Annotated in this window: 9 protein-coding genes, 1 tRNA gene and 1 pseudogene; 3 read left to right on the top strand and 8 right to left on the bottom strand. The window is 36.2% G+C overall.

The genetic code is table 11. The features are described 5' to 3' along the window. The coding region (locus tag ABYK33_RS08925; RefSeq protein ID WP_373032794.1) for a sensor histidine kinase at positions 1–735 on the top strand (735 nt) is incomplete at its 5' end. Positions 736–839: 104 nt separating this feature from the next. Here ABYK33_RS08925 and ABYK33_RS08920 read toward each other — a convergent pair. Genes ABYK33_RS08920 through hsdR form a run of 8 tightly spaced genes read right to left on the bottom strand, consistent with a single transcriptional unit; the run spans position 840 to position 11,559 of the window. Next, entirely contained in the window at positions 840–1,319 is a 480-nt protein-coding gene (locus ABYK33_RS08920; protein ID WP_373032793.1) for a hypothetical protein, read from the bottom strand. Between the two features lie 2 nt (positions 1,320–1,321). Next, positions 1,322–3,118, bottom strand: a complete 1,797-nt coding sequence (locus tag ABYK33_RS08915; protein ID WP_373032792.1) for a pentapeptide repeat-containing protein — start codon at positions 3,116–3,118, stop codon at positions 1,322–1,324. Then, positions 3,115–3,432, bottom strand: a complete 318-nt coding sequence (locus ABYK33_RS08910; protein ID WP_373032791.1) for a hypothetical protein — start codon at positions 3,430–3,432, stop codon at positions 3,115–3,117. The genes ABYK33_RS08915 and ABYK33_RS08910 overlap by 4 nt, the downstream gene beginning before the upstream one ends. Then, positions 3,432–4,643 carry a restriction endonuclease subunit S gene (locus ABYK33_RS08905; protein WP_373032789.1) on the bottom strand — a complete coding sequence of 404 codons (1,212 nt, stop codon included), beginning with the start codon at positions 4,641–4,643 and terminating at the stop codon, positions 3,432–3,434. Before ABYK33_RS08905 ends, ABYK33_RS08910 begins: the two co-directional genes overlap by 1 nt. Next, complete coding sequence (locus ABYK33_RS08900) at positions 4,636–5,262, bottom strand: hypothetical protein (RefSeq protein WP_373032787.1); 627 nt, start codon at positions 5,260–5,262, stop codon at positions 4,636–4,638. The genes ABYK33_RS08905 and ABYK33_RS08900 overlap by 8 nt, the downstream gene beginning before the upstream one ends. Then, complete coding sequence (locus tag ABYK33_RS08895; RefSeq protein WP_373032786.1) at positions 5,255–6,742, bottom strand: N-6 DNA methylase; 1,488 nt, start codon at positions 6,740–6,742, stop codon at positions 5,255–5,257. Before ABYK33_RS08895 ends, ABYK33_RS08900 begins: the two co-directional genes overlap by 8 nt. 25 nt (positions 6,743–6,767) lie before the next feature. Then, complete coding sequence (locus tag ABYK33_RS08890) at positions 6,768–9,203, bottom strand: hypothetical protein (RefSeq protein ID WP_373032785.1); 2,436 nt, start codon at positions 9,201–9,203, stop codon at positions 6,768–6,770. 16 nt (positions 9,204–9,219) lie between these two features. Next, complete coding sequence (gene hsdR, locus ABYK33_RS08885) at positions 9,220–11,559, bottom strand: EcoAI/FtnUII family type I restriction enzme subunit R (RefSeq protein WP_373032784.1); 2,340 nt, start codon at positions 11,557–11,559, stop codon at positions 9,220–9,222. A gap of 201 nt (positions 11,560–11,760) precedes the next feature. On the opposite strand from hsdR, the gene ABYK33_RS08880 reads away from it, so the two are divergent. Together ABYK33_RS08880 and ABYK33_RS08875 are read left to right on the top strand one after the other, a co-directional pair. Continuing rightward, positions 11,761–11,837, top strand: a tRNA-Thr gene (locus tag ABYK33_RS08880). 315 nt (positions 11,838–12,152) lie between these two features. Then, positions 12,153–12,394: pseudogene (locus tag ABYK33_RS08875) on the top strand (tellurium resistance protein TehB); the annotation flags it as partial.

Here is a 12,394-nt window from a genome sequence, read left to right as displayed (position 1 = left end):
GAAGCGAGCCGCCAAAAGGACAACATGCTCTACCAGCAGAACAAGTTCGCCGCCATGGGGGAGATGATAAGCAACATCGCCCACCAATGGCGCCAGCCGCTCAACACCCTCGGGCTGCTGCTGACCGACATGACGCTCAAGAGGATGATGGAAAAAAGCGGAGGGAGTACGCCTGACTTTGAGACATTCCAGACCCAATGCAGCGAGATCATCCAGTACCTCTCCGACACCATCGACGATTTCCGCTTTTACTACCAGGAAGATGACGAGCACAACTCGTTCTACATGCACGACGTCGAAAAATCACTGCAGATCCTCGTCGAAAGCACGATCATGGGCAAGAATATCCGTTACGAGACCGACTTAAAAGATGTACTGGTCAGCGGTTATCTGAACAACCTCAAGCAGGCGCTCATTAACATCTATTCAAATGCGGCCAACGCCATAAAGACGAACAGGGTAGAAGGGGGTGTCATTAAAAGCCGGGGGTTCATCGACGGTCCGGACTATGTCATCGAAATAAGTGACAACGGCGGCGGCATCGACGAAACCATCATCGACAAGATCTTCGACCCCTATTTTACGACCAGGCACAAAAGCCAGGGAACCGGGCTGGGGCTCTACATGACCAAGCAGATCATCGAGCAGAAATTCAACGGCTCCATCTCAGTGAAAAACGACAAAACCGGAGCCCTCTTTACGATCCGCATCCCCTGCAGTGGGGAGACGTGTTAATCTCCGAAAAAAAACGGGTGCCGTTTTATCGCAGTCCAATGAAAACTAATGTGAATAACATTACTTCATTTTGAAGTAAAGTTTTCCTGATGAGACAAAAGTAGCTACTCTTTGTAGTGTGTTTGTAATGGCTTACCTAGTTTTAGTTGTTCGAGGTCATCGTAGATAATGCGTATAAAGTTATCAAGTTCTGTTTCGTTCTCTTCTTCCTTAAATGTCCAGACAGCTGCTTTTCTGTCATCACCATCAAGCTTTTTATAGTGACCATACACTTTGTTTTCCACTTTAATATGGTGACGAAGTAAGTGAACTGCCACTTTCAACTTATGTGAGGCGTAAAAACTCTTTTTAGTGATTAGCTCTATGAGTGCATAAGCGTAGTCATACCGTTTCGCAGGGTTATCGCTGTTTTCGATATTCATTAAAAACTCTTCGTTCATGATGGTGTCAAGGGGAATGTAGAGTTCTTTTAACTGCTCTCTCGCAAAGGTCTCTTTGGCACTGTTTCTAACGTGCAGACGTTGTAAAACGTAGGAAATAGCTGCACCGACAAGAAGCCATAAAAGCTTTTCTAGTTCCTCCATTGTTATTGTCTTCTAATGCGGTTTCGGATTGCTAATATAAATGCACCAAGAAAAAACCAAGAAAAAATTCCTTCCATAAACTGAAGATTGCTTGCAGTAGGTGTCTTGTTTTGAAACCATTTTTTGCTTTCTGGTGTAAAAAAAGAAACGACGCCTGCAAGACTATAATATATAGGAATGATATGATTGCTTTCGTCAAATTGTGGTATATTAATTGACAGGTGGTTGATTTTTTTATTGAAGAGTGTACTATTTGTCTCTAACATTACAGAAGCAATTGCTTTAGTATTACCAGTAGTATATTTGAAAGATGACACATCTTCTTTATAGCCTTGCAATAAAAAATATGGGGTATTTTCCGTTGGAATATAGTGTGTATTTGGTTTTAGTGAAATACTAACGATGAATAATGTCAACATAAACCAGATTAAGGGTCTAATAAACCTCTCTCCAAAACCATTAACAGCATAATGGAAATACAATATCGACATTTCGATGATATCGCGCTGCCCTGAAACAATTTGAGTATAGCGGAGGGAATAAAAAAAGTTTCCAGCTGTTTGAATATCTTTGGTATTTTCGAAATTTTTTGTTAAATGCAGATAGGCAGCTGTTAGGGCATGTAAAGATTTTTTTATTTGATCTTTTTTCTTTTCAAATGAAGGGTCGTTATGAGACATTTTTCCTAAATATGATAACTCTTTATAAAGCTTGAATTCATCTGCAATTGCAATATGATAACCTGCTTGGATTTTATTTAGTTCAACAGGATTGTTTATATGTCTATTAATATATTTGTTAAAAATATATAAGAACAAATTGATTGGAGCCGCTATAAATGCTAGTGCAGGCCATATTACTAGAACTACAAGAATACTCAAGTAAGTATTGATAAGACCTGTATTAAGAAATTCATATAAACCAGTATACCAAAAGAACGGGACTGCAAGAAAAATAGCTATACCACCTAATAAATTTGTGTATTTTTCTGTACGTCCTTGAATCTCCGTAAAAAAAGGTCGTTCATAGTTTTCAGTAAAACTACAGTTTCTAAATTCTGTTTCATCAATTTTAGAGTTTAGAAAGTGTGCATTTTTTAGATTACATGTTTGAAATACTAAACTGTCTAACATTCCATTTGTAAAGTTGGCTTCTTCAAAATTACAACCTACAAAAAAAACTTTTCCGTCTCCCTCGACATGGTTTTTAAAAACTGTTACTTCTTTAATATAAGCGTTGTTGTTTTGGATGAGTAGTCCGGTCTGTTTATCGATGTATCCACCCGTTTCAAAAACAACAGCTTCTTTAACTTTTGTAGGTTTAAAACTCAGTTTTTCTATTTGTACATTTTTGAACCGGGAGCCTCTTTCAAAAATACAATCAACTAAAATTAATTCCTCACAATGAAGACCATCAAAGTTAGGATAACCGATAAAATAGGCTCTACTAAAATTAACTTTTTTATATTTTCGATCTTCGGTTGGGAATTTAAAGTCATGTAACACTACACCCGAAAAATCTATGTCCATATCATGTAAATAACAGAACGTGACATAGGCTTCAAGTAGAGCCTGTTGGCGTTCTTCATCATCTGTACTAAGTTTTTTCTGGAGCTCTTTAGGTGTGTGAAATAGACAGTACGTATCGCCATTGTCATCGTTTAGTATAAATTTAGGCAATGGTTGTTGTAAGTTTAAAAAAGCGTTGAACTGACAACTGTTGACGGAACAGTCATGACTTTCTGGAGTTGGCAAAATGACTGGAGTTAAGCACCAGTGAATTATGGTTTTATTATTCATGGTGTTGTGTAGTTACAGTCTTTTGTATGTTGAACTTGTTTTGTAGTTAGTTCATTAATTTGGCTGGACATTCGTTGATTGTTTACATACATATTATAAATATACAAAAGAATACTAATTCCTATTATTATCCATGTGATGGCGCATACTATTTTAGGCCACTTTTTTGTTGTGTTTTTTTGCTCTTCTAGTTGTTCTCTTAATTTAGTGAGTTCACACTCAAGTTCTTTGTTGTGAATAACTTCATTTAAAAATTTTATTTTGTCATTCTCTTCTACCATTTTTGCGAGCTCTTCGCAATTTTTATCAGCCATTATAATTCTCCTTTAAATGCTCTATCCAAAATAGAAGCCTTTAATGCTGTAAGACTAGCCATTTTTTCTTTTTGAACGGATTTAATTTTTTCTATTTTTTTTGAAATTTCATCCAAGTATTTAACTACTTTTTGTTGGATTGTAAGAGGTGGGAGTGGTAATTCAATATTTTTAATTATAGATAAATTAAGATTAGGTTGTGTTCCTCCACTTGCTTTTTCTCTAATATCTATATACGATTTCTTTAAAAAATATTTCAAATAAGTATTGATTGATTGATTTGCATCAACTAAAATTGTTGCTAATGCTTGATTTGTGGCTGTTTCAATCATTAGCTCTGATACCTGTCCTCTAGTTTTACCTTGTCCATATAATGCAACAACAATAGTACCAATTGGATTAATTTTTAATCTACATTCATTCAAAGCAATTTCAGTAATTAAGTGTTCGGCTTCATATACATAATCATTATTAGTGGCTTTACTCGTTATCCAGTTTTTATTTCCATTTTCATAAAAATCATTTCTGCTTTTTAATGGAGTTACTCCCGTTCCAACTTTTGAAAAACTTCCAATAGATTTTAATGGATACTTCTCTTCCAGCTCTCCAAAAACATTATTCAAAACACTTCCCATAAACAGATCCGCTTCATCCATGTTTTTTTGATGCAGGGCTATTGATCTGTCTATTTTTTTAAAAAGCAAATCCAATTTAGAAACTATTCTTTGTTGTTCTGGAAGTGGAGGGAGCGGAAAAGGTAAAGATTTAATTCCAGTTTGATTTATAATTGGTAATGTAGCTGCTGACGAACTGTCAATAATCTTTTGTTTCATTCGAACAAACCAATAATATGAAAAATCTACATCAATATTATTTTTAAACATCATAGCTGTAATCTGTTGATTAGATGAAGCTTCACTTCTAATAATACCAATTTTTCCAACCGTAGCACCTATTGCTACTAATAATAAACTATTAGGTTGATAAATTTTTGCTTTTTTATCCGTTATCGCAATCTGATTTATTTTATTTTTTGAGTTTGACAACTCTTTATGTTCTCCAAAATCAGATGGAGACAACCAGCTAATTGTTGCATTATCATAATATTTTTGTTCTTTTTTTGGAGGAGTAGTACCAGTTTTAATATCACTTAGTACATCAGAAATTTGTTTCCACTCCCACCCATCAGGGAGTTCATACAACTCACCCACGGTCAAATCCAACTTTCCAAAAGTACATATCTAGTAATTTCATCTTAGGATACTTGTCTTCAAAAGGTTCAAACTCTGACTGGTTTTCTTGATAAAAATTGTTCAATGCCTCTATGCTGGCTTGATTGAATTTTTTTATAAGTTTATTACTTTTATCCGCTTTATTCTGAAGTAATAAACCATCGATAAAATATCTGTCGTAAGCGGGAATACACCCTAGTGTTCCCAGGAGTATTTTGGTAATTAATGTTTTAGAAGCGGTACGATTTTCTTTCGCGTTTTTGTTTGCATGTGTTTCATAATGCTGCGTAATTTCATCTGCAATACTTCTCATCGCTGCGTAATCAAAGTTTGCAGTTGCAAGATAATGTTTTTTTAATATCTGTACAACACTAAGATGAACTGTATAATCATTTTGTAGTAAGAAAGTAGAGCCCCTATACATTCCCCAGCTTGCTAAGTAAAAGCCTAAGTGAAGTGCCGCTGTTTCGTCGGAACTGTTTTCCTTAAAATACTCATTTTGAAAATGATTGTAACAGTGACGCCATGAGTTAAACCGATGATGCTGTTTCTCTTCAAATTCCAAAAAGGTCTGTAACGTTTCGCGGATATTACGCATCGATGTCCTTACCGACAAGGAGCACTTCTATCTCATCCATCAAGTCATTTATCTCGATGTTATTGAGTTTAATGTTTTCTACTAATTCGATAGGCGATTTATGTTCTATCGTTTCATTTTTATTGGGGTTTTTAGCCGATATATCAAACTCTTTAATGTCATTGACATTGACGATCCAGGAGTTGTCGGTGAGTGTTCTGTCTTGCCATACATCTAGGAACTCTTTGAAGTGGTCATACTGGATCGGCTTGTTTTTAGTAAGCTTGGAAGGTGGGTTCACCTCATAGTAAAAGATGTCGGATGTCGAACCGTTTCTGTCGAAGAAGATTACATTAGTTTTAACACCGCTGTAAGGCAAAAATATACCTGCCGGAAGGCTGAGTATAGTGTGGACGTTAAAACGCTCTAAAAGCTCTTTTTTGACCGACTGGAAGGCGTTGTTTGTTTGAAACAGAACACCCTCTGGAATGACCACGCCACATCTACCGTTTAGCTTCAAGTAGTTCATCATGTGTTGTAAAAAGAGCAACTCAGTCGCGTTGGACTTTATAGGAAAGTTTTGTTGAATACTGTCGTTCTCTTTGCCGCCAAAAGGAGGATTTGCCAGGATACAATCGAACCTATCTTTTTCCTCTAAACCTCGAATGTCTTTAGTCAGTGTATTGGTCTTAGAGATGTTTGGCGATTCCACCCCGTGAAGGATCATGTTCATAACACCCATGACATAAGAGAGTGGCGTTTTTTCATTGCCGAAGAAGGTCTCTTCATTTAAAAACTTCAACTGTTCTGTTGAGAGATCCCTTTGTTTCTTTTTGTCAAAGTTTTCATAGCGTATATGGTGGTACGCCTCTATAAGAAATCCACAAGAACCTACGGCTGGATCATAAACTGTTTCTCCGACCTGAGGATTCACAACATCGGCAATGACTTTAATAAGCGGACGAGGTGTATAAAACTCACCGCTATTGCCACCATCACTACCCATATCTTTGAGTAGTTTTTCATAGATAAGTGAGAGTTGAAACAGGTCTGCTTGGTTGTGAAAGTCCATAGCATCGATGATGTCCAGAACCTCACGAAGCGTATGCCCGTTAGCAATGCGATTGTCGAGATACTCAAAGATAGCACCGATCTTGTACTTTATGGACTTCGGGTCTTGGGTAATAGACTTGAACCCTTTGAGGTAAGGGAACAGCTCTCTGTTTACAAACTCCAAAAGGTCTTCGCCGCTCTTGGCATTGATAAGGTCGATCTTTCCATCTTTTTTAGGACAAGCCCAATTGCTCCACTTGAATTTATCATCAAGGATGTAAGTATAATCTTGCCCATTGAGAAGCGCTTCGTCAGCTTTTGAGTCTTCTAAATCACTGAGGAATTTTAAGAAGAGGATCCAAGAAATCTGCTCGGTGTACATCATAGCACCGCTGATACCATCGTCACGGCGGAGTATGTCTGTTATTCTGTTTATTTTGCTTTCCAAGCTTTACCTTTTGATAATTTGTAATTTAATGATTACCAAGTAAGGTCTCTTTGATGGTATTGAAATTATTTTTTTTATTTGTAAATAAAGATTTTACGACGGTAGGATACTTTTTTTTAATTTTTCTAATTACTCTTTCAACATCGTCTTTCAATTTATCACTTGTTACAATTTTATTTTTATTATTGAAAATATCAATAATAATTGTTAATAGAATTGAATTCTCAACATGTTCCATTTGTTCTATTTTAGGTAATAGTTGCGTTAACGAGTTATTAACATATTCTAATTCTAGTGTTTTAGAATTATGTAATATGTACAATGTACTAAAAAATATTTCACTTTCATTCCCACTTATTATAGTTTTATCAATTAAAGTTTTAACTTCATTTCTTATAAAAGTACTGGAATAACAAAGTCCAATCATATGAAACATATTAATGCTACTTAATAATTTTGGTACCTCTATATTGAAAACACGTTCATACATATCATTGAATTCATGTTTAAGTTCTAATGAAACATTCATTGATTTATTTATACTATCTTTTTTAAATTCAGAATCTGTAAGCCATGCATATTGCATGAGTTTACCTGTAAAAAAAGTATTGATGTATTTCTCAAGATTATTCTCAACTCTTGAGATACTTTCCACTAGTTTTCTATATTCTTGTTTTCTAATTTTTGTATTTAATCCAAAGTAAAAATAGACAACATCTTCCCATAAGTCTATAAAGTTATACAATTCATAGATTTTGTCAAATTTCCCCTCTTCCTCTAAATCTTCTTTATTTTCTTTAAAATATAATGCTATGAAGTAATCCAGAAAAGATTTATGAGAAAAGTAAACATCATCTTCTTCTACTTTTATTAACGCTGTTCGTTTTATATTCTCCAAAAAACCTTTTTCATCCTCAATAAAAGTATGTGTATTACAAAATTGTTCAATATGTGAATTAAAGGATTCTCGTGAAATTTTAACTTTATCAAAATTAAAAAATTCACTATATGCAAGAGAAGAAAAAAATTCTTTTTTTATTTTAGGCTCAAAAAGTTTATCGATCTCAACATCAACTTTATATTCTCCAAATATTAAAGAAATATATCTAGTATAAAGTTCAGTAATAGATGCTGGGACTTCTTGATGCTTTTCTACAACATCTACAAGTAATTTCAATGCAAGAGGATAAAAAGGTATTTGTCCTTCAAGTTCCTTTAGACTATTTTCAATGTTTGTAATTAAAATATTTTTTTGTTCTGCCAGTTTTTTTATTAATGATATTGCTTGGCTTGTGGCATAAGGCATTAGTTCATAATGTTCATATACTTCAAATAAATCAATGACTGAAAAGTTAGTTCTCGAGGTAAAAACTATATTTATTGATTTGTCTTTTAGTGTTACATATGCTTCAATTTTATTTTTTATTTGAATTCTTGATTCGTTACTCACTTCATCTATACCATCAATAATTATTGTTTTTACTTGATTAGTTTTATCTATACTATAATAAGTCTCAATTGTACTTTCGAAATTATCTAGTAACCCATTTTTTAAATCAATTGCCCTAAAACAAACAGGCAAAGAAATAATAGCTTTTGATTCTAAACGAGCATTTTCTTGAATAAATTTATTTAAATATGATAAAACGATTTTAAAAACAAGAACTGATTTTCCAGAGCCTGCATCACCTGTTAAAATAATTTTTTTTCCATGTGGAGTCATAACTAATTTCAAAAAAGAGTCAAAAGTCTCCTTTTTCCCAAAAATTTGTTCACCTATGCGTTTTAAGTCATTTTTTTCATCTGAACTAACAATCATTTCTTGTTTTGTTTTGGTGAACTTTTTGACATTCGGCTCTATGAAATCTTTAACTTCTTTCTCTTCAATAATAAATTTTTCAATTTTTTCCATTCTATCTTTAAATAAAATTTTAAGATCTTCACTAAAAAAGAATTCCGGATAATTATCTTCAAACATTTTGACTAAATTTTCGATAGCAATCCAATCAACATTGTTTTTAAATGGGGCCTCTTCAATTTCATTTAATAGATTTCTTTTGCTTCCTTCTGTAATAGTACCAGTGTTAACGACATAAACTTTAGCAATGGTTACAGGTTCATTGATATCAGATAACTGGGCTTGAGTTCTAAAAGCTTGTCTAACTTGAGTTACGATTTCAGCACTTTTGCCAACAGCTTTTCCATCTAATTTTTCAACTGCTTTTACAACAAATGCCCAATGTTCATAGCCAGAAATTTGATTTTTTTGTCTTAAAACTATATCTTTTCCTTTTTCGTCGGCACCTTGTAAAATTTCAATATATGCATCAGGGTATACATTCTGCAGTAAGTCTTTTAATACTTTGTGAAAAGCATTTTCTTTCCCGATATATTTTTGTATTGCTTCTTTTTTTATTCTATATGGTAAATCTTTTGCTCTAGTTTTATAATCTAATATCATAGTATGCTCCATTTTTTCATCTATAAATTTCCTTCTGCAACGCAAAATATTCATCCCTCATCTGAGGGATCCCGCCAAAGTTATTAGCGACTTCTCTGACTGTTCCCAGTCCACTTAGGTCGACCAGTTTCCCTAGTTTGTCTTCGTCCAACTCTTCGACACCGTCTTTTCTGTACCTGTTCAAAATGAACTCTAAAAACTTTTTAGCTTTTTCGTTATGGATCTTTTCAAAAAAGTCACCGTGCTCCACTGAGAAGACACGCTCACTTCTCGTTTTAATGTCAAGGTTAAAGGAGAGGTGTGTTAATACATCGTAGATGTCGCTATCCTCCGCTTCGAAAATGACTTTTAGGTCATTGAGTTGGTCTTCATCTATATGCATCTTTCGCAGTTTATTGAGTAGATCTTTTCTATTTGTCGGATTGCTCCAGATTTCTCTTAGGCCGTCTTCATCATTGTAAAACTTGCCCAGTACACCGATGAGAAGTTCCAAATAATCTTCTGTTTTAAGAGGGATGCCGTCTTCGCCGACATAGGTCGTCTCGATGTTGATGACCTTGAGTTTTTTGCCTTTGATGTCGATGGTGACTTTGTCAGTCCCATAGGGTGGAGGTGGCTCTTCTGTAGTGCCTTCACCTGTCTCTGGTCTTGGATACTCAGGTTTTTGACCGCCTCCGGTTTTACCTTTTGGTGGTGTTAACTCATCTTCACCATCCCAGGCCGGATCATAAAAGAGGTTGGTTGCACCCACAAAGTCCATAATAGTAAAAAAGTCCTTACCCTCAAACACTCTCGTCCCACGACCGATAATCTGTTTAAACTCTGTCATGGACTTTATGGGGGCAGTAAGAACAACATTTCTAACATTCTTGGCATCAACCCCCGTTGTCAGCATTTTGGAGCTGGTGAGGATCGTGGGAATGTCTCTGTCGTTATTTTGGAACATCTCTAAAAAGTCTCTACCTATCTCACCCTCGTCTGATGTGACGCGTACACAGTAGTTGTTGTCCTTGATAGTTTTAAACTTGTCTATAGCTATTTTCATGTCTGAAGCATGTTGTTGGTTTACACAGAAGACAATACTTTTGTCCATAGCATTCATGTTTTCCAAAATAGTCTTGGCGATGAGTTCTGTCCGTTTTGGAATAACGACCTGCTTTTCAAATTGTTCTAACGCAACGATCTGTTTATCCAACTCGCCGGTAATAATGTCGTTAGGATCAAACCTGTACTCATCGATGTTGGTTTGGATTCGTTTGACTTTGTACGGTGTCAAGAAACCGTCATTGATGCCATCTTTAAGAGAGTACTCATAGATAGGGTCACCGAAGTATTTGTAGGTGTTGCCATTGTCGTCACGTTTAGGTGTTGCGGTAAGTCCTAAATGCACAGCACCGCCGAAATGGTCCAAGATCGCTCGCCAGCTGCTCTCATCGTTAGCGCTGCCTCTATGACACTCATCAATGATAATTAAGTCGAAAAAGTTAGATGGGTACTGCTTGTAGTAGGCTGTTACATCATCTTCTAACTCTTCTTCGGACGTTTCAATAACTCTATTTTTATTCTCAGCGATCGATTGATAGATAGCAAAAAAGATGTTCCCCGCGGTTGGGACTTTGCCGCCTCTTTTTTTAATGATCTTCCCATTGATTTCAACACAATCTTTTTCAAGAGGGTTGAATGTGTTCATGGATTGGTCTTTGAGTACATTACGATCTGCTAGAAATAATATTTTTGGTCGTCTGTCGGCATTGTCTCTGTTCCATTTGGACTGAAACAGTCTGTAGGCAATTTGAAAAGCGATGTAGGTCTTGCCTGTTCCTGTTGCCAGTGTTAAAAGAACTCTGTTTTTATCTTCTGCAATCGCTTCAATCGTTTTTTGAACAGCGATCTGTTGATAAAAACGGGGTTTCATTGTCCCCTCAATGTGAAACGGATACGTTATGACATCTTGTGCTTTTGGCGCAGCTGTACCGTACTTTCTCTCGAATAGTTCGTTAGGCGTTGGAAAGTTTTCAATGAACTGCCCTTTTCCAGCTTTAAGGGAGTGTTCGTAAATCTTGTGACCGTTAGTTGCATAGACAAAATCAATCGCAAGCCGTTGAGCATAGTTGATAGATTGTTGCAGACCGTCTAAAGGGTCTTTAGATTCGGCTTTGGCTTCAATGATGGCTAGGTTGGTGTTTTTGTAGGTAAGTAAGTAGTCAACGAAATAGCGCTTACCTCTTTTACCACCGATGAGCTTTCGCCCATCAGTGAAGTGGTACTCTCTTACAATGTTGGATTCTAACCAGGTACTCTCTTTTATCTTAGGGTCAATAAGTTTTGAGCGGGTATCTGACTCGGTGTAGGCCATTTTGAATCCATATTAAGGGTGAATAGTTGAAAAGATTATACAGTTTTTACATAAAAGCTGTGTGCCAAACAGATGAAATCTGTGAATTGTAGTTATTGCTAAATAGTGTTGAAAACTAAAGTTTTCGTTTTTTAAAAAACACCTCTCCACTTTATCTTTCTTTAAAACCAAACTCCTTATACTTGCGCTCCGATTTCAGATGCCGACATAGCTCAGTTGGCTAGAGCAGCTGATTTGTAATCAGCAGGCCCGGGGTTCAAATCCTCGTGTCGGCACCATTCGAAATCGTACCCTCCAACCACAACCACTTTCAAACAAAAATCTTTTAGAAACTGCTTTTACTTTTCTCTTTTTTTATCATCGAATGACTCGAATTAAACGAATTTTTTTACAAACTGCTCTTAATCTGCGGACATTAGCGCTATTTGATGACCTCTGCTCTTTTTTCCAAACAGATCGATTTTTCAACATCTTGGTATTGACAATGCTACGTGTTTAGGTAAAATAATGTCAAGAAGCGTGGCGGCGTTGTGTTGAGGTGGTTGAGACACGTTGTGCTGCAAACCGTAATGCGAAATTTTTGGAGAGAGAGTATGTCAGATCAGGACCGGCAAAAGTGGGACGAGAAGTACCGTAAGAAGAGAGAGCTGCTGAAACCTCGCGAGGCGAGCGCGATGATTAAAAAGTTTGTGGAACCCTCCGTCGACGCCAAAGCACTCGACCTTGCCTGCGGGGCGGGGCGCAACGCCATCTATTTGGCGCGTCTTGGCTACGAGGTGGACGCCTTTGACATTGCCGCCGCTGCGCTCGACGCCCTCGTCGAAGAGGCCCACCG

It is taken from the genome of Sulfurovum sp., assembly GCF_041562805.1.
Taxonomy (GTDB): domain Bacteria; phylum Campylobacterota; class Campylobacteria; order Campylobacterales; family Sulfurovaceae; genus Sulfurovum.
Note: the sequence above shows the minus strand (reverse complement) of the source record. Positions and strands in the feature narration are given on the sequence as shown.